This is a genomic window from Actinacidiphila glaucinigra, from assembly GCF_035918135.1.
In the GTDB taxonomy this organism is placed as follows: domain Bacteria; phylum Actinomycetota; class Actinomycetes; order Streptomycetales; family Streptomycetaceae; genus Actinacidiphila; species Actinacidiphila glaucinigra.
The window spans coordinates 6,304,329-6,328,371 of the sequence record NZ_CP109144.1 but is presented as its reverse complement, the minus strand read 5'-3'; the positions used below and the strand labels follow the sequence as shown (position 1 = coordinate 6,328,371).

At 73.8% G+C, this 24,043-nt stretch carries 22 protein-coding genes; 18 read left to right on the top strand and 4 right to left on the bottom strand.

The annotated features are described in order from the left end of the window. Window positions 1–139 precede the first annotated feature (139 nt). From OIE69_RS28450 to OIE69_RS28440, 3 genes are read left to right on the top strand one after another with little or no spacing between them, the layout of a single operon-like run. A complete protein-coding gene (locus OIE69_RS28450; RefSeq protein ID WP_326576751.1) occupies window positions 140–775 on the top strand; it encodes a DUF3043 domain-containing protein in 636 nt (211 codons plus the stop codon). 47 nt (window positions 776–822) lie between these two features. Beyond that, window positions 823–1,554, top strand: a complete 732-nt coding sequence (locus tag OIE69_RS28445) for a class I SAM-dependent methyltransferase (RefSeq protein ID WP_245938647.1) — start codon at window positions 823–825, stop codon at window positions 1,552–1,554. Between the two features lie 49 nt (window positions 1,555–1,603). Next, window positions 1,604–2,704, top strand: a complete 1,101-nt coding sequence (locus OIE69_RS28440) for a S1C family serine protease (protein ID WP_326576750.1) — start codon at window positions 1,604–1,606, stop codon at window positions 2,702–2,704. Between the two features lie 99 nt (window positions 2,705–2,803). Here OIE69_RS28440 and OIE69_RS28435 read toward each other — a convergent pair whose 3' ends face one another. Then, window positions 2,804–3,010, bottom strand: coding sequence for a hypothetical protein (locus OIE69_RS28435; RefSeq protein WP_018557015.1), 207 nt, complete (start codon window positions 3,008–3,010; stop codon window positions 2,804–2,806). 69 nt (window positions 3,011–3,079) lie between these two features. Here OIE69_RS28435 and OIE69_RS28430 point away from each other — a divergent pair, with 69 nt between their 5' ends. From OIE69_RS28430 to OIE69_RS28420, 3 genes are read left to right on the top strand one after another with little or no spacing between them, the layout of a single operon-like run. After that, entirely contained in the window at window positions 3,080–4,282 is a 1,203-nt protein-coding gene (locus tag OIE69_RS28430) for a bifunctional adenosylcobinamide kinase/adenosylcobinamide-phosphate guanylyltransferase (RefSeq protein ID WP_326576749.1), read from the top strand. A 40-nt stretch (window positions 4,283–4,322) separates the two neighbouring features. Continuing rightward, window positions 4,323–5,366, top strand: coding sequence for a nicotinate-nucleotide--dimethylbenzimidazole phosphoribosyltransferase (gene cobT, locus OIE69_RS28425; protein WP_326576748.1), 1,044 nt, complete (start codon window positions 4,323–4,325; stop codon window positions 5,364–5,366). A 39-nt stretch (window positions 5,367–5,405) separates the two neighbouring features. Next, window positions 5,406–7,112, top strand: coding sequence for a phosphatidylglycerol lysyltransferase domain-containing protein (locus OIE69_RS28420; RefSeq protein WP_326576747.1), 1,707 nt, complete (start codon window positions 5,406–5,408; stop codon window positions 7,110–7,112). Window positions 7,113–7,173: 61 nt separating this feature from the next. Here OIE69_RS28420 and OIE69_RS28415 read toward each other — a convergent pair whose 3' ends face one another. Beyond that, the gene (locus tag OIE69_RS28415; protein ID WP_326576746.1) at window positions 7,174–7,911 is read right to left on the bottom strand and encodes a hypothetical protein; all 738 of its coding nucleotides are present in this window, start codon (window positions 7,909–7,911) and stop codon (window positions 7,174–7,176) included. 69 nt (window positions 7,912–7,980) lie between these two features. On the opposite strand from OIE69_RS28415, the gene OIE69_RS28410 reads away from it, so the two are divergent. From OIE69_RS28410 to OIE69_RS28385, 6 genes are all read left to right on the top strand, one after another. Then, window positions 7,981–8,805: an adenosylcobinamide-GDP ribazoletransferase gene (locus OIE69_RS28410; RefSeq protein ID WP_326576745.1), complete on the top strand. Its 825-nt coding sequence runs from the start codon at window positions 7,981–7,983 to the stop codon at window positions 8,803–8,805. 290 nt (window positions 8,806–9,095) lie between these two features. Continuing rightward, complete coding sequence (locus OIE69_RS28405; RefSeq protein ID WP_326576744.1) at window positions 9,096–10,607, top strand: leucyl aminopeptidase; 1,512 nt, start codon at window positions 9,096–9,098, stop codon at window positions 10,605–10,607. 303 nt (window positions 10,608–10,910) lie between these two features. Next, window positions 10,911–12,299 (top strand): dihydrolipoyl dehydrogenase, encoded by a 1,389-nt coding sequence (gene lpdA, locus OIE69_RS28400; RefSeq protein ID WP_018557008.1) that lies wholly within the window; start codon window positions 10,911–10,913, stop codon window positions 12,297–12,299. A 51-nt stretch (window positions 12,300–12,350) separates the two neighbouring features. Continuing rightward, window positions 12,351–14,126, top strand: coding sequence for a 2-oxoglutarate dehydrogenase, E2 component, dihydrolipoamide succinyltransferase (gene sucB / locus OIE69_RS28395; RefSeq protein ID WP_326576743.1), 1,776 nt, complete (start codon window positions 12,351–12,353; stop codon window positions 14,124–14,126). A 387-nt stretch (window positions 14,127–14,513) separates the two neighbouring features. Further along, window positions 14,514–15,479 carry a helix-turn-helix transcriptional regulator gene (locus OIE69_RS28390; protein ID WP_326576742.1) on the top strand — a complete coding sequence of 322 codons (966 nt, stop codon included), beginning with the start codon at window positions 14,514–14,516 and terminating at the stop codon, window positions 15,477–15,479. 61 nt (window positions 15,480–15,540) lie between these two features. Next, window positions 15,541–16,056 (top strand): DUF4240 domain-containing protein, encoded by a 516-nt coding sequence (locus tag OIE69_RS28385; RefSeq protein WP_089221824.1) that lies wholly within the window; start codon window positions 15,541–15,543, stop codon window positions 16,054–16,056. Window positions 16,057–16,095: 39 nt separating this feature from the next. Here the strand turns inward: OIE69_RS28385 and OIE69_RS28380 are convergent, their stop codons facing one another. Next, window positions 16,096–16,581 (bottom strand): GNAT family N-acetyltransferase, encoded by a 486-nt coding sequence (locus tag OIE69_RS28380; protein ID WP_089221823.1) that lies wholly within the window; start codon window positions 16,579–16,581, stop codon window positions 16,096–16,098. A gap of 50 nt (window positions 16,582–16,631) precedes the next feature. Between OIE69_RS28380 and OIE69_RS28375 the strand changes: the two genes are divergently transcribed. Both OIE69_RS28375 and OIE69_RS28370 read left to right on the top strand, forming a co-directional pair. Further along, entirely contained in the window at window positions 16,632–17,534 is a 903-nt protein-coding gene (locus tag OIE69_RS28375; RefSeq protein ID WP_326576739.1) for a TIGR01777 family oxidoreductase, read from the top strand. 154 nt (window positions 17,535–17,688) lie between these two features. Beyond that, window positions 17,689–18,930 (top strand): NAD(P)/FAD-dependent oxidoreductase, encoded by a 1,242-nt coding sequence (locus OIE69_RS28370; protein WP_326576738.1) that lies wholly within the window; start codon window positions 17,689–17,691, stop codon window positions 18,928–18,930. A 116-nt stretch (window positions 18,931–19,046) separates the two neighbouring features. Here OIE69_RS28370 and OIE69_RS28365 read toward each other — a convergent pair whose 3' ends face one another. Continuing rightward, window positions 19,047–20,573 carry a regulator gene (locus tag OIE69_RS28365; RefSeq protein ID WP_326576737.1) on the bottom strand — a complete coding sequence of 509 codons (1,527 nt, stop codon included), beginning with the start codon at window positions 20,571–20,573 and terminating at the stop codon, window positions 19,047–19,049. 351 nt (window positions 20,574–20,924) lie between these two features. Here OIE69_RS28365 and lipB point away from each other — a divergent pair, with 351 nt between their 5' ends. The 4 genes from lipB (at window position 20,925) to OIE69_RS28345 (ending at window position 23,967) form a co-directional block, all read left to right on the top strand. Beyond that, window positions 20,925–21,731 carry a lipoyl(octanoyl) transferase LipB gene (gene lipB, locus OIE69_RS28360; protein ID WP_326576735.1) on the top strand — a complete coding sequence of 269 codons (807 nt, stop codon included), beginning with the start codon at window positions 20,925–20,927 and terminating at the stop codon, window positions 21,729–21,731. Window positions 21,732–21,770: 39 nt separating this feature from the next. After that, the gene (lipA, locus tag OIE69_RS28355) at window positions 21,771–22,745 is read left to right on the top strand and encodes a lipoyl synthase (protein WP_089221818.1); all 975 of its coding nucleotides are present in this window, start codon (window positions 21,771–21,773) and stop codon (window positions 22,743–22,745) included. A 238-nt stretch (window positions 22,746–22,983) separates the two neighbouring features. Beyond that, window positions 22,984–23,208 (top strand): SCO2195 family GlnR-regulated protein, encoded by a 225-nt coding sequence (locus OIE69_RS28350; protein ID WP_326576731.1) that lies wholly within the window; start codon window positions 22,984–22,986, stop codon window positions 23,206–23,208. A 78-nt stretch (window positions 23,209–23,286) separates the two neighbouring features. Next, window positions 23,287–23,967 (top strand): DUF4191 domain-containing protein, encoded by a 681-nt coding sequence (locus OIE69_RS28345; protein ID WP_326576729.1) that lies wholly within the window; start codon window positions 23,287–23,289, stop codon window positions 23,965–23,967. Window positions 23,968–24,043: the final 76 nt, after the last annotated feature.

The window sequence follows — 24,043 nt, the reverse complement described above, 5'->3', positions numbered from 1 at the left end:
CCCCCTTCATTCAGCTCGCCAGCACACCATCTACAGACCCCACAGTACGGGCCCTGGTTCCATTACCCCACTGTTCTGTTGCGGATGCGCTCATCCTTAGGAACGATCACAGTTCGATGACCTCAGGCCCAGGGAGTAGGTGAGGGGCTGGGGGTCCGGTCGGCGAGCACGTAACCTTGGAGTCGTGTTCCGACGTCGTTCCCAAACCGAGCAGACCGTGTCCACCACTGTGGTGGAGGACCGGCAGCCCCGCGACCCGCAGGCTCCCAAGGGCCGCCCCACCCCCAAACGCAGCGATGCCCAGACGCAGCGCCGCAAGGCGGTGACCACACCCACCGACCGCAAGGCCGCCACCAAGCAGGCCCGTGAGGCCAGGCGCGCCGACCTCGCCAAGCAGCGCGAAGCGCTGATGAACGGCGACGAGCGCTACCTGCCCGCCCGTGACAAGGGCCCGGTGCGCAAGTTCGCCCGCGACTACGTGGACTCACGCTTCCGCGTGGCGGAGTTCTTCCTGCCGCTGGCCGTGGTCATCCTCGTGCTCAGCATGCTGCGCAACCCGGCGCTGCAGAACATCTCGCTGCTGCTGTGGCTCGTGGTGATCGTGCTGATCGTCGTCGACTCGGCCGTCAGCGGCCTGCTGCTCCGCCGCGAGCTGGCGAAGCGCTTCCCGGACAAGCCCACCAAGGGCGCCGTCGCCTACGCCCTCATGCGGACCCTCCAGATGCGCCGACTGCGCCTGCCGAAGCCGCAGGTCAAGCGCGGCACCAAGCTCTGAGCGGGAACGGCGGGTTCGCCGCCGCCGCGGGCCCGTGGCTGGAGCGGCTGGGCGGGCTCCGGAACACCGTGCGCCAGGAGCTCGTCGCGCGCCAGCTCGACGAGCAGATCACCGCCCGCTTCCCCGTGGGGCGCCGGCTCAGGATCCTGGACGTCGGCCCCGGCCAGGGCACCCAGGCCCTGCGGCTGGCCCGTGCGGGTCACCTGGTCACCGGCCTGGAGGCCGACGCGGAGATGGCGGCCGTCCTGCGCGAGGCGGTGGCCGCCGAGCCCGAGGGCATACGCGAACGGATCACCCTCGTCGAGGGTGACGGCCGGGAGACCGGCCGGCACTTCGGGCCCGGCAGCTTCGACGTGGTGCTCTGCCACGGCGTGCTGATGTACGTGCCCGAACCGGACGCCATGGTCGCCGGACTCGCCCGCGTGCTGGCCCCCGGCGGGCTGCTGTCGCTGCTGGTGCGCAACGCCGACGCCCTGGCGATGCGGCCCGCGCTGCAGGGCGACTGGGCCGGCGCGCTGGCCGCCTTCGGCGGCGACACGTACACCAACCGGCTGGGGCTGCCCGCCCGCGCCGACCGGCGCGCGGACCTGACGACGACGCTCAGCGCCATCGGCGCGCCGCTGCACGCCTGGTACGGGGTGCGGGTCTTCACCGACACGGCGCCGGACGACGCCGTGGAGGTGCCGGAGGAACTGCTGGCCGCCGAGGAGCTGGCCGGGCGCACCGATCCCTACCGGGGAGTCGCGGCACTGCTGCATCTGTGCGGCGTACGGAGCTGACCGGGGCGGGATACCCGGGACGGAGCGCCGCGAACGCGACACTTCGGTCATGCGCGATTCCAAGCCGAACCGATGGCGGCCGCCGGCGGCACTGCGGGCGGCGGCCCTGCTGCTGGCCGTCGCATGCTGCGGGAGCCTGGCCGCCGGATGCACGGGGGACTCCCCCTCCCCCAGCGCGGCGTCCTCCGCGCCCGCGCCCGTCGCCGCCTCCGAGCTGGCCGGCGCCCGCGATCTGGAGCGCTCCTACCAGCAGGTGGTCAAGGCGGTGCTGCCGTCCGTCGTCCAGATCAACACGTCCGAGGGACTGGGCTCCGGCATCGTCTACGACACCAAGGGCCACATCGTCACCAACGCCCATGTCGTCGGCAGCGCCGACACCTTCGAGGTCACCCTCGCCAACAGCGACACCCTCCACAAGGGCCGGCTCGTGGCCGCCTATCCCGAGCAGGACCTGGCCGTCATCGAACTCGAGGACCCGCCGAGCGGGCTGCGCGCGGCGGCCTTCGGGCGGTCCCGCGACGTCCAGGTCGGGCAGATCGTGCTCGCCATGGGCAGCCCGCTCGGCCTGAACAGCAGCGTCACGCAGGGCATCGTCTCGGCCGTCGGCCGTACGGTCAGCGAGGCCGGGGCCGAGGGCGGCACCGGTGCCACCCTGGCCGACATGGTGCAGACCTCGGCGCCGATCAACCCCGGCAACAGCGGCGGCGCGCTGGTCAACCTCTCCGGCCAGGTCATCGGCATCCCGACGCTCGCGGCGCTCAACCCCACCATGGGCGACTCCTCCGCGCCGGGTATCGGCTTCGCCATCCCCGCGGCGACCGTCACCCGCATCGCGGACCAGATCATCGAGCACGGCAGGGTCGTCGACTCCGGCCGCGCGGCGCTGGGCATCGCCGGGCGCACCGTCCTCGACGAGGACTTCCAGCCCGCCGGGGTGGGCGTCGTCGAGGTCACCAGGGGCGGGGCGGCGGAGAAGGCCGGCATCAGGCCCGGGGACGTCATCACCGGGGTCGGGGACGACGACATCACCACCCTGCAGTCGCTCTCCGAGGCCCTGGTCCAGCACGCGCCCGGCGACACCGTGGACGTCACCTTCCAGCGCGGCGGCGCCGAGAAGACCGTCAAGGTCACGCTGGGGCAGCTCCAGTAGGGCCGGATGCACGGCAGGGGGCGGGGTCGTGGGACGTCCCACGGCCCCGCCCCCGGGGCGCTGCGGCGGCCGGCCCTCCCGGCCGCCGCGGCACGGGGTCTACTCGTCGGCGTGCAGGCTCATCGGGCCGTAGATCTTCGTGCTGTCCTCGAAGAGGTGGACCTGGTCGGCGCCGCCCTGGAGGAGGTCCTTCCAGACCTCGCCGATCCATGACTCGGCGTCACCTTGCGTGGTGAACTCCTCGGGCTCGACCGCGGGGGTGACCTCCGTGCCGTCGGTCTTCTCGAAACGCCACGTCCACGCCATGTCCGTCTCCTCGTCCCTGGGGGTGCCTGCCCGGCAGCGTAGCGTGCGCGGACGCGAGAGGATCTGCACGTGGAACTGACTCTCCTCGGCACCGGGGGCCCCGACGGCCTGCCCCTCCCCGGCTGCCCGTGCGCTGCGTGCGAGACGGCGGTGGGCGACCATGCGCGGGCGGCGACCTCGCTGCTCGTGGACGGGGTGCTGCTGCTCGACCTGACGCCCGGACTCGCCTTCGCGGCGGCGCGTTCCGGTCACTCGCTCGCCGGGGTGCGCCAGGTCCTGCTGTCGCATCCGCACGACGGGCCGGCCGTGGAGATCCCGGCCGGGCTGCCCGCGCCGGGCCGGGTGGCGGCCGGGCAGGAGATCGCACTGCCGACCGGGCACCGGGTGCGGGCGGTCCCGGTCGACGCGCCCGGCTCCGGGTACGAGGTGACGGGACCCGGGGGCGAGCGGCTGCTGTACCTGCCGCCCGAGTGCGCCCCCGCGGGGCTGCCGGAGGCCGTGGAGCCGTACCGGGCGGTGCTGCTGGACGCGGTGGGCCGGCCGGACGCGCTGGCGCGGCTGCGCGCGGCCGGCGCGGTCGGGAGCACCACCGACGTGGTCGCCGTCCACCTGGACCACCGCGTCCACCCGGGGCCGGAGCTGCGGCGCCGGCTGGCCGCGCTCGGCGTGCGGGCGGTGCCGGACGGCACGACGCTGACGGTCGGCGACATCCACGACGTACCCGACGTGCCGCGGCGCACGCTCGTGCTGGGCGGCGCGCGGTCAGGCAAGTCGGTGGAGGCGGAGCGCCGGCTGTCGGCCTTCCCCGACGTGGTGTACGTGGCCACCGGCGGGATCCGGGGCGGCGACCCGGAGTGGGCTGAGCGGGTGGCGCTGCACCGGGAGCGGCGCCCGCAGTCCTGGCAGACGGTGGAGACCTGCGACCTGCTGCCGCTGCTGGCCGAAGGGGACGGGCCGGCGCTGTTGATCGACTGCCTGTCGCTGTGGCTGACGCACACCATGGACGAGCTCGGCGCATGGGACGACGGCACGTGGGCGGAGGGCGCCGAGCGCGAACTGCGCCGCCGTGTCGGGGAACTGACCGCGGCCTGGCGCGCGACCCGCCGCACGGTCGTGGCGGTCAGCAACGAGGTCGGCTCCGGGGTCGTCCCGGCCACGGCCAGCGGGCGCAGATTCCGGGACGAGCTGGGGCGGCTGAACGCCGCGCTGGCCGACGAGTCCGAGCACGTGGTGCTGGTGGTCGCGGGACAGGCACTGCCGCTGCGGGGCTGACCTCGGCGCGCGGCCCCGCGGACCGGTAGTGTTCGACCCCGTGAGCGGCCTGAACCTTGATGACTTCGCGACCCTGGTGGAGCGTCCGGACGCCGGTGTGCGCCGTGACGCCCGCGACCGCTGGCAGCGGCTGGTGCGCCCGGCGAGCGCGCTGGGCGGGCTGGCCGAGCTCGCCGACTGGCTTTCGGCGGCCCAGGGCATGGCGACCGTACGCCCGATCGAGCACCCCAAGGCGGTGCTGTTCGCCGCGGACCACGGGGTGGCGGCGCTGAAGGTGTCGGCCCGCACCGAGGGCACCACCGTGGAGCTGGTGCGGCGGGTCCTGGACGGGGCCTCGCCGGTCAATGTGCTGGCCCGTCAGTACGGCGCGGGGGTACGGGTGGTGGACGTGGGCGTGGACGCCCCGGCCGAGGACCTGCCCGCCGACGTGACGGCGTACCGGGTGCGGCGCGGCTCCGGCCGGATCGACGTGGAGGACGCGCTGACGGCCGAGGAGGCCGAGGCGGCGTTCCGGGCCGGTATGGCCGTCGCGGACGAGGAGGCGGACTCCGGCACGGACCTGGTGCTCCTCGGCGACCTGAGCGTGGGTGGCACCACGGTGGCCGGGGTGCTGGTCGCGGCGTTGTGCGGTACGGACGCCTCGGTGGTGACCGGCCGGGGTTCGGGCATCGACGACATCGCCTGGATGCGCAAGTGCGCGGCGATCCGCGACGCGTTGCGCCGGGCCCGGCCCGTGCTGGGCGACCAGCTGGAGCTGCTGGCGGCGGTCGGCGGCGCGGACGTGGCGGCGATCACCGGTTTCCTGCTGCAGGCCTCGGTGCGGAAGCTGCCGGTGGTGCTGGACGGCGTGGTGTCGGCGGCGTGCGCGCTGGTCGCGCAGCGCATCGCCTTCCGGGCGCCGGACTGGTGGCTGGCCGGGCAGGCCAGCGGTGAGCCCGGCCAGGTCAAGGCGCTGGACCGGCTGTCCATCGAGCCGCTGCTGGACCAGAAGGTGACGGCGGGTGAGGGAACCGGCGCGCTGCTGGCGCTGCCTCTGCTGAGGGCGGCCGCCGCCCTGTCGGCGGAGCTGCCGGAACGTTTCTGACGCGTCACAAACCATGCCGTTCCCGTAGGATCCGGACTTATGGGAACGGCCGTCTCGGTCCGGCGTGAACGCTGCGCGGTGTTCACCGTCGGGTATCTGCGCGTGGTCGGCCTGGTCGACCTGCTGGGTGCGGTGTGGGTGTCCTTCGGCAACGACATCCGGCGGCACGACGTCGACGAGTACTTCACGCCGTACCTGCTGACCGCCGGCTACACCCCGGCCTTCCTCGCGCTCTTCCTGGCGGTCACGATGCGCCGCAGGAAGCGCGCGGCCTGGCTGCTCAACCTCGTCCTCGCCGGGCTCTACCTGCTGTTCCTGGCCGCGGCGACGGCCGTCCCCGAGGTCCGCGGCCACCCGCAGAACTGGGTGTCGCTGGGGATCACCGCCGCCTTCTGCGCCGCCCTGCTCGCCGGGCGCCGCGCGTTCCGCGCCAAGGGCGACCCCGCCAACCCCCGGTTGGCCGCCGCGGTCGCCGTCGGCGGTGTCGCCGCCGGCGGGCTGCTCGCCGCCGGGCTGGTCACCGTCACCGACACCGGGCACGGCTCCACCTTCGGCGAGCGGTACGCGTACGCGATGCTCCGGGTGGTCTCGCTGGCGAACGCCGGGGAGTCCTTCCCGGGGATCTCGGCCCCGGGCTGGGTCGACGTCGTCATCAACGCCCTGAGCGCGGTGCTGTTCCTGCTGGTGCTGTACGCGGCCTTCCGCTCGCCGCGCGGCCGCGAACTGCTGGGCCCGCAGGACGAGATGCGGCTGCGCGCCCTGCTGGACCGGCACGGCGAGCGGGACTCGCTCGGCTACTTCGCGCTGCGCCGCGACAAGAGCGTGGTCTGGTCGCCCTCGGGCAAGTCGGCGATCGCCTACCGCGTCGTCGGCGGAGTGTCCCTCGCCTCCGGCGACCCGATCGGCGACCCCGAGGCCTGGCCCGGGGCGATCGGGGCCTGGCTCGCCGAAGCCCGCGAGCACGCCTGGGTGCCGGCGGTGATGGGGGCCGGCGAGGAGGGCGGCACGGTGTACGCCCGGCACGGGCTGGACGCCCTGGAACTCGGTGACGAGGCGGTCGTCGAGGTCGCCGACTTCACCCTGGAGGGCCGCGCGATGCGCACCGTGCGGCAGGCGCACCACCGGATCGGGCGCGCCGGGTACACCGTCCGCGTACGGCGGCACGAGGACGTCCCGGAGCGGGAGATGGCGGCCCTGGTGGAGCGCGCGGACCGCTGGCGCTACGGGCAGACCGAGCGGGGCTTCTCCATGGCGCTGGGACGGCTCGGCGACCCGGCGGACGGCCGCTGCGTCATGGTGGAGTGCGCGGACGAGGGGGGCGAGCCGCGGGCGCTGCTCAGCTTCGTGCCATGGGGGCGGCACGGGCTGTCGTTGGACCTCATGCGCCGCGACCGGGACTCCGACAACGGGCTGGTGGAGTTCATGGTGATCGAGCTGATCCGGCGCGCGGAGGAGTTCGGCGTCGAGCGGGTCTCTCTCAACTTCGCCGCGTTCCGGTCGGTCTTCGAACGCGGGGCGAAACTGGGCGCCGGACCGGTGCTTCGGATGTGGCGGGCGCTGCTGACCTTCTTCTCCCGGTGGTGGCAGATCGAGTCGCTGTACCGCGCCAACGCCAAGTACCGGCCCGTCTGGGAGCCGCGTTTCCTGCTCTTCGAGAAGGGCGGCGAACTCCCGCGCATCGGACTGGCGAGCGCACGCGCCGAGGGCTTCCTCGCCGCGCCCAGGATGCCTTCGGCCCGGCGGTGAGCGGGCCCGCGCGCGGGCTCGTGCGCACGGGTCGGTGCGGGGCCGGTCCGGCCGCCGGGGCTCAGTGCTCGGTGAAGCCGCCGAGCCAGTCCTGGAGCCGCCTCAGCGGGCCCGACCAGCGTGCGTCGTGACGGGCGGCACGGGCTTCGGCCCGCAGGGCCGCGCGGGGCCTGCGGGAGTAGAGCCGCTCGGCCCACAGCGAGTCGGGGCGCGCCAGCCGCAGCGCGGCGTACAGGGCGACGAAGGGCACGAAGACGCCGAGGACGGCGGAGCGCATCTTGCCCTTGACGAGGGCGACGAGGACGAACAGGAAGTTGACGGCGATGGTGAGGATCACCGAGACGCGGCTCTGCTGCTCGTCCGGGGTCACCGAGTCGACGCCGAAGGGGACCAGGCCGCAGAGCATCATCAGGACGACGGAGAAGGTGACGACGACGGCCTCGACGCTCTTGCGTCCGCGATCGCTCCAGTACACGTCGTCGAGGTAGAGCACGAGCGCGAACTCGTCGAGCACCAGGCCCGCTCCGGCGCCGAACAGGACCGCGGACAGGCCGGCGCCGAAGCCCCGTGAGGAACTGGCGACGCCCCCGAAGCCGCCGATCGTCATGAGGATGATCCCGGGCACCACGTGGTGGATGTGGGTGCCGCCGGAGGACATGTTGCGGAAGGGGCCCCTGCCTGCCCGGATGAGGCGGGTGATCATCCGCGTGACCAGGAAGGTCAGCACGAACGCGCCGAGCGCGAGGAGCAGCGGCAGCTTTCCCGGCTCCATGATGTTGCGGTACCACCAGTCGCTCATGCCGATTGCTCCAGATTCGCCCCGTATGCGGCACTATACGGTTCCGCCGCGGCGGTTACCCTGCACGCCATGACCGCCGGCACCGCCCCCGACCCCGCGCCCCTTCCCGCTCCCGCGGCCGCGACGGCGGCCGACGGACTGCGCTTCGCCTTCGGCACGCTGACGGTGCTGCGGGTCCACGTCGGCCGCTGGGACCGCCCGGCGGCCCGCGCCGGGATGCTCTGGGCGCCGCCGGTCGGGCTGGTCGTGGGGCTGTGCGCGGCGGCCGCCGGCGGGCTGCTGCTGCTCCTCGGCTCGGGGCCGCTGCCCGCCGCGGTCGTGAGCGCCGCCGTCCCGGCCGCCCTGACGCGCGGGCTGCACCTGGACGGGCTGGCCGACACCGCCGACGGGCTGGGCAGCGGCAAGCCCGCCGAGGACGCGCTGCGCATCATGAAGCAGTCCGACATCGGGCCCTTCGGGGTGCTCACCCTGGTCCTCGTCCTGCTGGCGCAGGTCGCCGCGCTCGCCGCGCTGTACGGCGAGTCCTGGACCCGGGGCGCGGTGGCCGCCGCCCTGGCGGGGCTCACCGCGCGCGCCGCGATGACGCTGGCCTGCCGCGACGGTGTGCCGCCGGCCCGGCCCGGCGGGCTCGGCGCGGCCGTGGCGGGCGTCGTCCCCGTCCGTACCGCCTGGGCGCTCGCCGCGCTGACGGTGGCGGTCTGCGCCGCCTGCGGGGCCGCCTTCGGCGCGCCGGACGCGGTGCGCTGCGCGGCGGCCGCGGTGCTGGCGCTGGCCGCGGCGGAACTGCTGCTCCTGCGGTGCCGCCGGCGCCTGGGCGGCGTCACCGGTGACGTCTTCGGCGCGTTGTGCGAGACCGCGGCGACGACCGCGCTGCTGGTGCTGACCCTGGGCTGAGCGCCGCGCGACAACCGCGCCGCGGCGTCGGCGGATTCCCCAACTCCCGCCGTACGGGCGGGTGTCGGAGCCCTTGCAGAGGTGCCGCCCGGGCGCGCTCCCATAGGGAAAACCCGCGCCTTCGCCGTCATGGGCGCAGGTCGTGGTCGCAAGTGACAGGAGTGAGCGTAAGGTCGGTCCTGCACCCCCGTTCCCTGCCGCGAAGGACGCCCGGCATCGGGACACGAGGGGAGCCGGACGGAGTCCGGCGTCAAGTATTGGACCCCCGAAGGAACAGGATCCGCATCACCGTGACTGCACTGACTCTCAGCACCTCCTCCGCGGCAGCGCTGCGCGCTGACGCCGTCGTCGTCGGCGTGACCAAGGGCGCCAAGGGCCCCGAGGTCGCCGCCGGGGCGGAGGCGGTGGACCAGGCCTTCGCCGGGCGGCTCGCCGCGACGCTCGAGACGCTGGGCGCCTCGGGCGCTGAGGGTGAGGTGACCAAGCTCCCCGCTCCGGACGGCCTGAAGTCCCCGGTCGTGCTGGCGGTCGGGCTCGGCGAGGCCCCCGCCGACGGCGCCGCGTACGACACCGAGGCGCTGCGCAAGGCCGCCGGCGCCGCCGCCCGCGCGCTGTCCGGGTCGAAGAAGGCCGCCTACGCGCTCCCGGTGCAGGACGCGGACGCCGCGCAGGCCGTCGCCGAGGGCGCGCTGCTCGGCGCCTACGTGTACACCGCGTACCAGTCGTCCAACGGCAAGGCGCCGCTCGCGGAGGTCGCCCTGCTCGGCGCGAAGCCGCGGGACAAGGCGTACAAGGCCGCCGCCGAGCGGGCCGCCGTCATCGCGGCCGAGGTCAACCGCGCGCGCGACCTGATCAACATGCCGCCGAACGACCTCCACCCGAAGTCCTTCGCCGCCCTCGCACAGGAGGCCGCCAAGGAGCACGGCCTCAAGATCGAGGTCCTGGACGAGAAGGCGCTGGTCAAGGGCGGCTACGGCGGCATCATGGGCGTCGGCCAGGGCTCGGCGAACCCGCCCCGCCTGGTGAAGATCGCCTACACGGGCGGCAAGGGCCGGGGCGCCAAGCACCTGGCGCTGGTCGGCAAGGGCATCACCTACGACTCGGGCGGCATCTCCCTGAAGCCGGCCGGTCACAACGAGACCATGAAGTGCGACATGAGCGGCGCCGCCGCCGTGCTGTCCACCGTGGTCGCCGCCGCGCGCCTGGGCCTGCCCGTCAACGTCACCGGCTGGCTGGCGCTCGCCGAGAACATGCCCTCGGGCAGCGCCGCCCGCCCCGGCGACGTGCTGAAGATGTACAGCGGCAAGACCGTCGAGGTGCTCAACACCGACGCCGAGGGCCGTCTGGTGATGGCCGACGCCCTCACCCGCGCCTCGGAGGAGAAGCCCGACGCGATCATCGACGTGGCGACCCTGACCGGCGCCATGGTGCTGGCGCTCGGCAACCGCATCTTCGGTGTCATGGCCAACGACGACGCCTTCCGCACCGCGCTGCACGAGACCGCCACCGAGGTCGGCGAGCAGTCCTGGCCGATGCCGCTCCCGACCGACCTGCGCAAGGCCATGGACTCCCCCACCGCGGACATCGCGAACATGGGCGAGCGGATGGGCGGCGGCCTGGCGGCCGGCCTGTTCCTGAAGGAGTTCGTCGGCGAGGGCATCACCTGGGCCCACCTGGACATCGCGGGCCCCGCCTTCAACGAGTCCGGCCCCTTCGGCTACACCCCCAAGGGCGGCACCGGCTCCGCCATCCGCACCCTGGTGCGCGTGGCCGAGAAGGCCGGCGAGGGAGAGCTCCTCTGACCGCGGTGTAAGCCTCGGCACATTCCGTACGGCCCCGGGTATGGCATCCGGGGCCGTACGCGTTCGCCAAGAGCGAGCAAAGAGTGCAACCGCTCCGTATTTCGCAAGGGATACCGGCGAGTAGCCCCGGCCGGGGACGTTCCGTACGTCTCAGACACCGGCCCGGTGCCTCGTCGGCCCCGAACAAGTGCGAAGATGTTGTCTCGGCACGACAGGGCCCCGTTTAACAGAAGCGGCCGAACAAAAGCCGCCGCCCGGTCACGACGGACCGGCTCCGGCGTATCCATGCATGGAGGACGTGACGTGGCGAACGACGCCAGCACCGTTTTCGACCTAGTGATCCTCGGTGGCGGTAGCGGCGGCTACGCCGCGGCCCTGCGCGCGGCGCAGCTCGGTCTGGACGTCGCCCTGATCGAGAAGGACAAGCTCGGCGGCACCTGCCTGCACCGCGGCTGCATCCCCACAAAGGCTCTGCTGCACGCCGGTGAGATCGCGGACCAGGCCCGCGAGGCCGAGCAGTTCGGTGTCAAGGCCACTTTCGAGGGCATCGACATCGCCGGGGTCCACAAGTACAAGGACGACGTGATCTCGGGCCTCTACAAGGGCCTGCAGGGCCTGGTGGCCTCCCGCAAGGTCACCTACGTGACCGGCGAGGGCCGGCTCTCCTCCCCCACCTCCGTGGACGTCAACGGCCAGCGCTACACCGGCCGGCACGTCCTGCTGGCGACCGGCTCCGTGCCGAAGTCGCTGCCGGGCCTGGCCATCGACGGCGACCGCATCATCTCTTCCGACCACGCGCTGGTCCTGGACCGCGTGCCGAAGTCGGCGATCATCCTCGGCGGCGGCGTCATCGGCGTCGAGTTCGCCTCGGCGTGGAAGTCCTTCGGCGCCGACATCACCATCGTCGAGGGCCTGCCGCACCTCGTGCCGGCCGAGGACGAGAACAGCTCCAAGCTGCTGGAGCGTGCCTTCCGCAAGCGGGGCATCAAGTTCAACCTCGGCACCTTCTTCTCCAAGGCCGAGTACACCGCCGACGGCGTCAAGGTCACCCTGGCCGACGGCAAGGAGTTCGAGGCCGAGGTCCTGCTCGTGGCCGTCGGCCGCGGCCCGGTCTCCCAGGGCCTGGGCTACGAGGAGGCCGGCGTCGCCATGGACCGCGGCTACGTCCTCGCCGACGAGTACATGCGCACCAACGTGCCCACCATCTCCGCGGTCGGCGACCTCGTCCCGACCCTCCAGCTGGCCCACGTCGGCTTCGCCGAGGGCATCCTCGTCGCGGAGCGGCTGGCCGGCCTGAAGACCGTGCCGATCGACTACGACGGCGTGCCGCGCGTCACGTACTGCCACCCCGAGGTCGCCTCCGTGGGTATCTCCGAGGCCAAGGCCAAGGAGCTGTACGGCGCGGACAAGGTCGTCACCCTGAAGTACAACCTGGCCGGCAACGGCAAGAGCAAGATCCTCAAGACCGCGGGAGAGATCAAGCTCGTCCAGGTCCGCGACGGTGCGGTGGTCGGCGTCCACATGGTCGGTGACCGCATGGGCGAGCAGGTCGGCGAGGCCCAGCTGGTCTACAACTGGGAGGCCCTGCCCGCGGAGGTCGCGCAGCTCATCCACGCGCACCCGACGCAGAGCGAGGCCCTCGGCGAGGCCCACCTCGCGCTGGCCGGCAAGCCGCTGCACTCGCACGACTGACACACGGACACGCAGAACCATCCGCACAGATCGTTAGGAGCAACCGAAACCATGGCGGTTTCCGTAACCCTGCCGGCGCTCGGCGAGAGCGTGTCCGAGGGCACCGTCACCCGCTGGCTCAAGGCCGAGGGTGAGCGCGTCGAGGCCGACGAGCCGCTGCTCGAGGTGTCGACCGACAAGGTCGACACCGAGATCCCGGCGCCCGCCTCCGGCATCCTCTCCTCCATCAAGGTGGCCGAGGACGAGACGGTGGAGGTCGGCGCCGAGCTGGCCGTCATCGACGACGGCACGGGTGCCCCCGCTGCCGCCCCGGCCCCGGCCGCCGCCGAGGCGCCCGCGCCGGCTCCGGTGCAGGAGGCCCCCGCCCCCGCCCCGGCTCCCGTCGCCGAGGCCCCGGCTGCCGCCACCCCCGCCCCGGCCGCGGCTCCGGCCGGCGGTGCCGAGGGCACCCCGGTGCTGCTGCCGGCACTGGGCGAGTCGGTGACCGAGGGCACCGTCACCCGCTGGCTGAAGTCGGTCGGCGAGAGCGTCGACGCCGACGAGCCGCTGCTCGAGGTCTCCACCGACAAGGTCGACACCGAGATCCCGTCGCCGGTCGCCGGCACCCTGCTGGAGATCCTCGTCGGTGAGGACGAGACCGCCGAGGTCGGCGCCAAGCTCGCCGTCATCGGTGCCGCCGGCGCCGCGCCCGCCGCCGCCCCGGCTCCGGCCGCACCCGCTCCGGCCCCGGCCGCCGCGGCTCCGGCTCCCGCCCCGGTCGCTCCCCCGGTCCCGGCGCCCGCCCCGGCCCCGGCTCCGGTCGCCCCGGCGCCCGCCCCGGTCGCCGCTCCGGCTCCGGCTCCGGCTCCGGTCACCCCTGCCCCGGCCGCCGCGGCCGCCCCCTCGGCGACGGCGCCCACCGACGAGGGCGCGTACGTGACCCCGCTGGTGCGCAAGCTCGCCGCCGAGAACGGCGTGGACCTGGCCGCGGTCAAGGGCACCGGTGTCGGTGGCCGCATCCGCAAGCAGGACGTCCTGGCCGCCGCCGAGGCCGCCAAGGCCGCCGCCGCCGCGCCGACCGCCCCGGCCCCGTCCGCGGGCGTCACGGTGCCGGCCGCCGCCGCCGCGCTGCGCGGTCAGACGGTCAAGATGACCCGCATCCGCAAGGTCATCGCCGAGAACATGATGAAGGCCCTGCACAGCCAGGCGCAGCTGTCGACCGTGGTCGAGGTGGACGTCACCAGGATCATGCGGCTGCGGACCCGGGCCAAGGAGTCCTTCCTGGCCCGCGAGGGCGTCAAGCTCTCGCCGATGCCGTTCTTCGTGAAGGCCGCCGCCGAGGCGCTGAAGGCCCACCCGGTCATCAACGCCAAGATCAACGACGACGGCACCGTCACCTACCACGACGTCGAGAACGTCGGCATCGCGGTGGACTCGGAGCAGGGCCTGATGGTCCCGGTCATCAAGGGCGCCGGCGACCTGAGCCTGGCCGGCATCGCCAAGAAGACCGCCGAGCTGGCCGGCAAGGTCCGCAACAAGAAGATCAGCCCGGACGACCTGTCCGGCGGCACGTTCACGATCAGCAACACCGGCTCGCGCGGTGCGCTGTTCGACACGATCATCGTGAACTACCCGCAGGTGGCCGAGCTCGGCATCGGCGCCACCGTGCGCCGCCCGATGGTCGTCAACCACCCGGACCTGGGTGAGACCATCGCGATCCGCGACGTGGCGTACCTGACCCTGTCGTACGACCACCAGCTGGTCGACGGCGCGGACGCCGCCCGCTACCTGAACGACGTCAAGGCCCGTCTCGAGGCCGGCGAGTTCGAGGGCGACCTCGGTCTGTAACCGACCGGAGTCCTCGCGGGACCGTACGACGGCCGAGGCCCCAGCCCCTTCCCGGGCTGGGGCCTCGGCCGTTGTGCCGTCCCGCCGTCCCGCCGTCGCCGGGCGATTCCCCGCCGGACTGAACGGCCCGGGCCCGGCGGACGTACTGGAGGGGGCAGGGCCGGGGATCCGGACGCCGGTGAACCCGCCCCGCAATGACGGCGGATCGCCGTCGCCGACTCCCGCCGGAGCGCCACCGCCCCCACCGGCCCGGTCGCCCTGGCGGGTTGCGCGCTGCGGAGTCCTTCCCCCCGCGCCGACGCGCACGCAGCGGGCTCCGGCGGGGCCGGTCCGGAATGCCGGACCGGCCCCGTCCCGTTGCCCGGGGCGACCGCATAGCCTCGGGGTATGCGTGCGGCACGACTGATCCATCTCGTCCTCCTGCTCCAGTCCCGCGAGTCGATGACGGCGACCGAACTCGCCAAGGCCCTGGAGGTGTCCGAACGCACCGTCGGCCGGGACGTCCTGGCCCTGTCCGAGGCGGGGGTGCCGGTCTACGCCGAGCGGGGGCGCGCCGGGGGGTACCGCCTCGTCGACGGCTACCGCACCCGGCTGACCGGGCTGGCCCGCGCGGAGGCGGAGGCGCTCTTCCTGTCGGGGGTGCCCGCCGCGCTGCGGGCCATGGGCCTGCACGACGCGGGTTCCTCGGCCCGTCTGAAGGTCTCCGCCGCCCTGCTGCCCGAACTGCGGGACGCACCGCGCTCGGCGGCGCAGCGCTTCCACCTGGACGCGCCCGGCTGGTGGCAGGAACCGGAGACGCCGCGGCTGCTGCCGGCGCTCGCCGCGGCGGTGTGGGGGGACCGGCGGCTGCGGGCCCGGTACCGGCGGGGCGAGGAGGAGGTGGAGCGCGAGCTGGATCCGTACGGCCTCGTACTCAAGGGAGGTGTCTGGTACGCGGTGGCGCGCTGCGGCGCGGACGTCCGGGTCTACCGGGTGGACCGGTTCACCGCGGCGGAGCCCACGGAGGATCGTTTCGGCAGAGATCCGGACTTCGATCTGCCGGCGTTCTGGGAGGCCCGCGCCGCCGAGTTCGCCCGCTCGATGCTCCGGGCCGAGGTCGTCCTTCGGCTCACGCCCGACGGCGCCCGCCGCCTGCCGTACGTCACCGACCGCACCGCCGCCCGCGAGGCCCTCGCGGCCGCCGCACCCCCCGACGCGCGGGGGCGGGTGACCGTCACTCTCCCCGTCGAGGGCCAGGACGTCGCCTACGAACAGCTCCTGTCCCTCGGCCCCGACGCCGAGGTGCTCGGCCCGGACGCCCTGCGCGAGCGGCTGGCCGGCGCCGTCCGCGCCATGGCCGCCCTCTACTCCTGAGGGCCGCGTCTGCCGTGTTCCGCGTGCGTCGGAGGGCCGCAGCCAGGATGCTGGAGCGGTGATGGACGAGACGGAGTTCTGGGAGATCGTCGACAGCACGCGTGAGGCAGCGGGGGGCGACCCGGAGGAGCACGCCGACCTCCTGGTGGAACGGCTCACCCAGCTCGACCCGGAGTCCGTCGTCGACTTCGCGCGGCACTTCGAGAGCCGTTTCAACCGGGCCTACCGCTGGGACGTGTGGGGTGCCGCCGACCTGATGCTGGGGGGCGCCGGTGACGACGCGTTCGACTTCTTCCGGTGCTGGCTCATCGGCCAGGGCCGGCACGTCTTCGAGGGGGCCGTCCACGACCCCGACAGCCTCGCGCAGCTGACCGGCTCCTTCGACCCGGAGGTCGACGGCGACGCCGAGGACCTCGGTTACGCGGCGGACGAGGCGTACGAGCAACTCACCGGGGTCCGGCTGCCGGACCTGGACCTGCCGGCGCAGCCCGCCGAGCCGGAGGGCGTCTACATCGACTTCGAGAACGCGGCCGCGGTGGCGGAGCGATTCCCCCGGCTCTGGGAGCGCTTCGGCTGAGCCGCGCCGCCGGGCCCCGCCGCCCGCACCGGGTGACCGTCAGACCCGGCGCCCCATGCACACGTCGTCCACGTAGACGCCGTCCAGCAGGAACTCCCCGGGCAGCACGCCCTCCACGGTGAAGCCGGCCGCCTCGTACAGCCGCCGGGCCGGGGTGTTGTGGCCCAGGACCCGCAGCGTGACGCGCACCGCGCCCTGCCGGCGCGCCTCCACCACGGCCGCCAGGACGAGTTCCAGGCCCACCCCGCGGCCCCGCGCCCAGGTGTCGACCGCCAGGCCCTGGATCTGGCGCACATGGGCGTTGGAGGCCAGCGGCGTCGGCGGCACCAGCCCGACGAAACCGGCGACCCGCCCGTCGGTCTCCGCCACCAGGAAGGTGTCCGGGCCGAAGCGCTCGCCGAAGAAGTCCTCGTTCTCCTCCCGCGGCGGCCGCACCGCGTGCAGGGTCGACCACGTCGCCCGCTCCAGACGCACGAGTGCGGGGTCGTCGGAGAGCAGGGCCGGACGCACACGGATGTCGGACATGCGTGTCACCCTCCCACACCAGGAGGGCCGTTCCGCGCGACGATGTCCCCATGCGCATCGCCATCACCGGCTCGTCCGGCCTCATCGGCTCCGCCCTGGTCCGCTCCCTGCGCTCCGACCGGCACGAGGTCGTACGCCTCGTCAGGCGCGAGCCCTCCGGGCCGGACGAGGTGCGCTGGGACCCGCAGGGGGGCACCGTCGACACCACGCGGCTCGCGGGCGTGGAGGCCGTCGTCCACCTCGCCGGCGCCGGGGTCGGCGACCACCGCTGGACGGACGACTACAAGCGGACCATCCGCGACAGCCGGGTGCGGGGCACCGACACCCTCGCGCGGGCCCTGGCCTCCCTCGGCACCCCGCCGCGGGTGCTCGTCAGCGGCTCCGGCATCACGGCGTACGGCGACACGGGCGACCGCCGGGTCGACGAGAGCTCACCGCTGGGCACCGGCTTCCTGCCCTCCGTCTGCCGCGACTGGGAGGCCGCCGCCGACCCGGCCCGCGAGGCGGGCGTCCGCACCGCGTTCGCCCGCACCGGACTGGTCGTCTCCGGCAGGGGCGGGGCATGGGGCCGGCTCTTCCCGCTCTTCAAGGCGGGCCTGGGCGGCCGGCTCGGCGACGGACGCCAGTACTGGAGCTTCATCTCCCTGCACGACCACATCGCGGCACTGCGCCACATCATCGGCACCGAGTCCGTCTCCGGGCCGGTCAACCTGTGCGCGCCCGAGCCGCTGACCAACGCCGAGGTGACCCGGGCGATGGGACGCGTGCTGCGCCGGCCCACGGTGTTCGCGGTCCCCGGGCCCGTACTGCGCGCCGCCGTCGGGGAGTTCGCCACCGAGATCCTCGGCAGCACCCGCGCGGTGCCGCGGGTGCTGCTGGACTCCGGGTTCACCTACACCCACCCCGGGATCGACGAGGCGATCCGCGCCGCGCTGGCCGAAGAAAGGCACTGAATGCCACCCACAGCCGTTTTCCGGCATCAGTTGGCGCGGGAGTGGGCATGACGGTTCCAGCACCAGCTGACGCGAGCGGGGAAACGTGCCGACCTCGGGGAGGGGCATCGTGCTCTCTACAGCACGCTCTACGGGTTCACCTACGGACGTGTGCGTGATCGGGGCCGGCCTCGCCGGGCTCTCCGCGGCGCGTCACCTCACCAGTGCGGGGCTCACCGTCACCGTGCTGGAGGCCGAGGACCGGGTCGGTGGCCGCATGGCCACCGAGAAGGTCGACGGCTTCCTTCTCGACCGGGGTCCACAACTGCTCAACACCTCCTACCCGGAGCTGCGCCGCACCCCGGAACTGCAGGGGCTGCAGCTGCGGCCGCTCTCGCCCGGCGTCCTGGTGCGCTCCGCCGGCCGCGGCTACCGCGTCGGCGACCCGCGCGCCGCGCTCGCCGCGGCCCGCGCGCCCATCGGCTCGCCCCTGGACAAGGCCCGGCTGCGGACGGCACTCAACCGCCTCGCCGACGCACCCGCCGAGCGCCTCCTGGAGCGCCCCGAGACCACGGCCGCGGCCGCCCTCGCCTCACGCGGCTTCGCGCCGCGCACGGTCGACGGGTACCTGCGGCCGCTGCTGTCCGCGCTCCTCTGCGACCCGGACCTCACGACGTCGAGCCGGGTCGCCGACCTGGTCCTGCGCGGCTTCGCCCTCGGCCGTGCGTGCCTGCCGGCGGGCGGCGCGGCCACGGTGCCGCAGGCGCTGGCGGCCGCGCTGCCGCCCGGTACGGTCCGCACCGGGGTGCGGGCGGTCGCCGCCGCCACGAACGGCGTCCGCACCGCGGGCGGGGACGAGATCCCGTGCCGGGCCGTGGTCGTCGCCACCGGGGCCCGCGCGGCGGCCGGTCTGCTGCCCGGGCTGCGGGTCCCCGCCTTCCACGGCGTCACCGTCCTGCACCACGCCTCGTCGGCGGCGCCGCTGAAGCAGCCCGCGCTCGTGCTCGACGCGGACCGGCGCGGACCCGTCTCCCACACGTTTCCGGCCAGCCTCGTCGACCCCTCCCGTGCGCCCGTGGGCCGCGCCCTCGTCACCTCCGTACTACTGGGCCCCGCGGCCGCCGCCGCACCGGACGACATCGCCGTCCGGGCCCATCTCGCGGAGCTCTACGGCACGTCCACCGCCGGATGGGAGCTGCTCGCCGTCCACCACGACGCCGAAGCGCTCCCCGCGATGACGGCCCCGCACGACCTGCGCCGCCCGGTGCGGATACTGCAGGGCCTCTACGTCTGCGGCGACCACCGCGACACCAGCACGGTCCAGGGGGCTCTGCTCTCCGGGCGTCGCGCGGCGCAGCACCTCCTGCGCGACGTGGGCCTCGGCCAGGGCCCCGGCACGCAGCCGCTCGCCGCGTAGGTTGTTCGGCTCTCCCGCCGCTTTGCGCCCGCAGGGCGCGAGACGGACCCGCACCCACCCACGGGCACGACCATCCGCTCGGCACCCGGCACCCCCGTCCCGGCGCCCGGAGGGCGCTACCCCGCAGGGACTCCCAGGGCCGTCGCGCGGTCGTGGAAGGCGCGGACGGGGGCGGCGTCGCGGTGGGTGTCGAGGCGGCGGCTGAAGTCGCGGACGTACTCGACGGCGCGCAGCGACCGCATCTCGACGGCGGCCTGCATGGCCTCCGCGCCGAGGGCGCAGGCGGCGTCGACCTCGCCGAGACCGAGCCGCGCGGTGGCCAGCACCGTGCGGCAGAAGACGCGGCTGCGGGCGTACGCGTGGCCGCGCAGTTGCAGCGAGCGCTCTGCGTGCTGCGAGGCCGCGCGGTACTGGCCGAGGTCGCGGTGGCAGTGGCCGAACTCGTCCGCGAGCTGGGCCTCGTCGAAGAAGCGCGCCCAGGACGGGACGTCGTCGCCGTTCCTGACCGCCTCCAGGGCGCGTTCGGCCCGCACCAGTGCCGCCGTGCAGGCGCGGACCTCGCCGAGCAGCCCGTGGCCCCGTGCCTCGGCCGCGTGGAAGAGGGCCTGCACGACCGGCGGGGCTCCGCCGCCGACCCCCTGCTGGGCCACCCGCGCCAGCTGGACGGCCTCGCGGCCGTGCCCGAGGTAGACCGCCTGGCGGCTCATCGTGACGAGGACGTACCCCCCGTAGACCCGGTCCCCGGCGGCCTGCGCGAGCCGCAGGGCCTGCACGAAGTACCGCTGGGCGAGCCCGTGGGCGCCGATGTCGTACGAGGTCCACCCCGCGAGCCGGGTGAGGTCGGCGACCGCGGCGAAGAGGCGGCGGCCCATCGTCTCGCCGTAGCTGCCGCGCAGCATGGGTTCGGCCTCGTGCTCCAGGTAGCGGACGAGGGCCTGCCGCGCGTGGCCGCCGCCGTAGGCGTTGTCGAGGGTGCGGAAGAGCTCGCCGACGGAGCGGAGGGCGGCGATGTCCCCCATGCCCACCCGCTGGCCGGTGCCGCCGAACACCGCGGGCGCGGCGACCGCGACCGGTGCGGGCGCACCGCGTGAGCCGCCGCCCGCCCGTTGCGCCGGCAGCCGCGCGGCCCCAGGGCCGGCGCCGTGCCCCGGACCGCCCGCGCCGACCGGGACGGTGCCCGGCTCGGGGCCGCGCCCCACCCGGTCGTCGGCCCGGCCGATCAGCCAGTCGCGGCTGGGGACGACGAGCCCCGCGGGGGTGAACGCGATCTTGCGGAGGTCGGCCTGGTTGCCGGTGTCCTTCCGCCACAGCCCGGAGATGATCTCGACGGCCTCCTCCGGGGAGGAGGCGTACTCCAGCCCCGCGTAGACGGGGGCGACGGCGTCGAGGCCGAGGTCGTGGGCGGACAGCCGGCGCCCGAGCCGCCGGGTGAAGACCTCGGCGATGAGCGCGGGCGTCGTGCCCCGGGGCTGCTGGCCGCGCAGCCACCGGGTGACGGAGGTCTTGTCGTACCGCAGATCCAGACCGTGCTCGATGCCGAGCTGGTCCACCCGGCGGGCGAGCCCGGCGTTGGAGAACCCGGCCTCGGCGATCAGAGCGGCCAGTTGACGGTTCGGGGGGCGCTGCGAGGAACGGTCGGACATCAGTGGTGCGGTCCCCTGCCTTCCGGGCGTGCGGGCGTGCGAGGTTGCGGGTGTTCGGGCGTGTGCGGCGTCGCGGGCGTCCGGGACGGTGTCCACCGTCCGCGGCCCGCGGGGTACATCCGCAGAACGGCGCGAATGTAACGTTCTGTATCGACTCACTCACCACCCGAGCGCCTCCCATTCGCCGTATCGGGTGAATCTGCACCCACATATCGGCAGAACGCTTCCTTTGCCCTTTGCCGGGTGCTAGGCCCTCGGCCCCGTGCAGGACACCACCCCACCGGACGTACAGTTGCTGAGGCGCTCTTGACGCGTGGAGGGGCGCCGCAATGGACCACAAAGGGAGCGGCCGTGAGTGACCTGCGCTTCGTCCACCTGGGCTTCGGCGAGGACGCGGTGGAGTACCGGGAGGCGTGGGAGGAGCAGCGCCGCGTGCACGCCGCGCGCTTCGCCGACGAGATCCCCGACACGTGCCTGCTGCTCGAGCACCCGCCCGTCTACACCGCGGGCCGCCGCACCGAGGACAGCGAGCGCCCCCTGGACGGCACCCCCGTGGTGGACGTCGACCGCGGCGGCAAGATCACCTGGCACGGACCGGGCCAGCTGGTCGGCTACCCGATCCTGAAGCTGCCGCGCCCGGTGGACGTCGTCGCGCACGTGCGCCGGCTGGAGGAGGCGCTGATCGACGCGTGCGCCGAGCTCGGCCTGGAGACCACCCGGGTGGAGGGCCGCAGCGGCGTGTGGGTGCTGGGCGATCCGATCGAGGACCGTCCTCCGGTCATCCCGGGGCTGACCCTGGACTTCGATCCGCGGCTGCAGGACGAGGAGTTCGACCCCCGCCTGTCGGGCCCGGAGTACGCCCCCTCCAACGCCGGCCAGCGCCGCGAGGACCGCAAGCTCGCCGCGATCGGCATCCGCGTCGCGAAGGGCGTGACGATGCACGGCTTCGCACTGAACTGCAACCCCGACAACACCTGGTTCGACCGGATCGTGCCCTGCGGCATCCGGGACGCCGGCGTGGCCTCGCTCAGCAACGAACTCGGCCGCGAGGTCAGCGTCCGCGAGGTCCTCCCGGTGGTGGAGAAGCACCTGCGGCGGGTCCTGGAGTCGGCCGAGCCGCTCCCCCGGGTCGTCCCGGAATCCACAGGCGTACGCTGATGTTCACCAACGAAACGAAGCCTCGAGAGGGAGTCGGACGTGTCCGCTGTAGCGCCTGAAGGCCGCAAGATGCTGCGTCTGGAGGTCCGCAACAGCCAGACCCCCATCGAGCGCAAGCCCGAGTGGATCAAGACCCGGGCCAAGATGGGTCCCGAGTACACCGAGCTGCACAGCCTGGTGAAGCGCGAGGGTCTGCACACGGTGTGCCAGGAGGCCGGCTGCCCCAACATCTTCGAGTGCTGGGAGGACCGCGAGGCCACCTTCCTCATCGGCGGCGACCAGTGCACCCGGCGCTGCGACTTCTGCCAGATCGACACCGGCAAGCCGCAGGCCCTCGACCGTGACGAGCCGCGCCGCGTCGGCGAGTCCGTCGTCACCATGGACCTGAACTACGCCACCATCACCGGCGTCGCCCGCGACGACCTGGAGGACGGCGGCGCCTGGCTGTACGCCGAGACCGTGCGGCAGATCCACGCCATGACCGCCGACCGCGCGGCCGGGCGCACCAAGGTCGAGCTGCTGATCCCGGACTTCAACGCCGTCCCCGAGCAGCTCGCCGAGGTCTTCGGCGCCCGTCCCGAGGTGCTCGCCCACAACGTGGAGACGGTGCCGCGGATCTTCAAGCGCATCCGCCCGGGCTTCCGCTACGAGCGCTCGCTCGAGGTCATCACCAAGGCGCGCGAGGCGGGCCTGGTGACCAAGTCCAACCTCATCCTCGGCATGGGCGAGGAGCGCGAGGAGGTCAGCCAGGCGCTGCAGGACCTGCACGACGCGGGCTGCGAGCTGATCACCATCACCCAGTACCTGCGCCCGAGCCTGCGGCACCACCCGGTGGAGCGCTGGGTGAAGCCCCACGAGTTCGTGGAGCTGAAGGAGGAGGCCGAGGAGATCGGCTTCGCCGGTGTCATGTCGGGCCCGCTCGTGCGGTCCTCGTACCGGGCCGGCCGGCTCTTCCAGCAGGCCGTCGAGCGCCGCGGCGAGCGCGGCGAGGTCGTCGCCGTGCAGGCCGTCTGATCACGCTGCGGTGACCTCCGGGTCACCGCCGGAACGTGCGGTTCGTCACGTCAGGGGTCCCCGCGGGGGCCCCTGACGCGTCCCTGACGTGCGGCACCGCCGTGGGGAACGGCGCAAAGGCACCGCCAGGGCTTCACGACGGTTTGACCGACCGGTCACGGACTGGTAACACAATGTGGTGACTCTGGATAAGCGGACCATCCCACCGCGTCTGAGCCGTCCTGAGGGGGACACCACCATGCAGGCCGCACACCTCCACCGCCAGAGCACCATCCCCGGCGCCGCCGCCGGCGCGCTGCGCGCTGTGGAGTACCTCCTGTTCCGCGGCGCCGAGGAGACGGCGCGCCGCAACGCCTGGTCCGCCGTCCTGGAGGACCGCAAGCGCGCCAAGGACCGCCGCGACGCCCAGCACGTGATGGACGCCCTGGTCTCCTCGCGGGCCTCGCACAGCGACGTCCTCTAGAGCCCCGGCGGGGCCGCCGGAAAAGGCGGACCCCCTCCGGTGGGGCCAGGGCCGCGCGGGCCACGTATCCTGTGCGGCATGGCGAGGGAAACATCCGAGAGCAACCCTGGGCGCCTGAAGCAGATCGCCCAGACCTACAAGATGACCAGGCGGGTCGACTCCAAGGTCGGGCTCGTCCTTGCGGCTGTGGGAATCGTCACCTTCGGTGTCATCCTCGCCATCGGCTTCTTGATCGGTCACCCCATCTACGCGGGCATCCTGGGCTTCCTTCTGGCCCTGCTGGCGATGGCGATCATCTTCGGACGGCGTGCCGAGAAGGCGGCGTTCGGCCAGCTGGACGGGCAGCCCGGCGCCGCGGCCGCGGTGCTGGACAACGTCGGCCGCGGCTGGTCGGTGACGCCCGCGGTGGCGATGACCCGCAGCCAGGACGTCGTGCACCGCGCGGTCGGCAAGGCCGGCATCGTCCTGGTCGGCGAGGGCAACCCGAACCGGTTGAAGGGCCTGCTGGCCTCCGAGAAGAAGAAGATGGCGCGCATCGTCGTGGACGTCCCGGTCACCGACCTCATCGTGGGCAGCGGCGAGGGCCAGGTGCCGCTGAACAAGATCCGCACCACCCTGCTGAAGCTCCCGCGGGTCCTGCCCGGTCCCAAGGTCACCGAGGTCAACGACCGGCTCCGGGCGCTCGGCGACCTGATGAGCAACATGCCGGTGCCGAAGGGTCCGCTCCCCAAGGGCATGCGGATGCCGAAGGGCCGCTGATCGCATACGAAACGGAACGCGAAGTGCCCCGGACGAATCGACTCGTCCGGGGCACTTCGCGTCGTGCGCTCCGCGG

Coding starts and splice junctions, on each gene's coding strand:
- OIE69_RS28440 (WP_326576750.1), top strand. CDS start 1,604: ATGCGCGATTCCAAGCCGAACCGATGGCGGCCGCCGGCGGCACTGCGG.
- OIE69_RS28435 (WP_018557015.1), bottom strand. CDS start 3,010: ATGGCGTGGACGTGGCGTTTCGAGAAGACCGACGGCACGGAGGTCACC.
- OIE69_RS28420 (WP_326576747.1), top strand. CDS start 5,406: ATGGGAACGGCCGTCTCGGTCCGGCGTGAACGCTGCGCGGTGTTCACC.
- OIE69_RS28415 (WP_326576746.1), bottom strand. CDS start 7,911: ATGAGCGACTGGTGGTACCGCAACATCATGGAGCCGGGAAAGCTGCCG.
- OIE69_RS28410 (WP_326576745.1), top strand. CDS start 7,981: ATGACCGCCGGCACCGCCCCCGACCCCGCGCCCCTTCCCGCTCCCGCG.
- sucB (WP_326576743.1), top strand. CDS start 12,351: ATGGCGGTTTCCGTAACCCTGCCGGCGCTCGGCGAGAGCGTGTCCGAG.
- OIE69_RS28390 (WP_326576742.1), top strand. CDS start 14,514: ATGCGTGCGGCACGACTGATCCATCTCGTCCTCCTGCTCCAGTCCCGC.
- OIE69_RS28385 (WP_089221824.1), top strand. CDS start 15,541: ATGGACGAGACGGAGTTCTGGGAGATCGTCGACAGCACGCGTGAGGCA.
- OIE69_RS28380 (WP_089221823.1), bottom strand. CDS start 16,581: ATGTCCGACATCCGTGTGCGTCCGGCCCTGCTCTCCGACGACCCCGCA.
- OIE69_RS28375 (WP_326576739.1), top strand. CDS start 16,632: ATGCGCATCGCCATCACCGGCTCGTCCGGCCTCATCGGCTCCGCCCTG.
- OIE69_RS28365 (WP_326576737.1), bottom strand. CDS start 20,573: ATGTCCGACCGTTCCTCGCAGCGCCCCCCGAACCGTCAACTGGCCGCT.
- OIE69_RS28350 (WP_326576731.1), top strand. CDS start 22,984: ATGCAGGCCGCACACCTCCACCGCCAGAGCACCATCCCCGGCGCCGCC.
- OIE69_RS28345 (WP_326576729.1), top strand. CDS start 23,287: ATGGCGAGGGAAACATCCGAGAGCAACCCTGGGCGCCTGAAGCAGATC.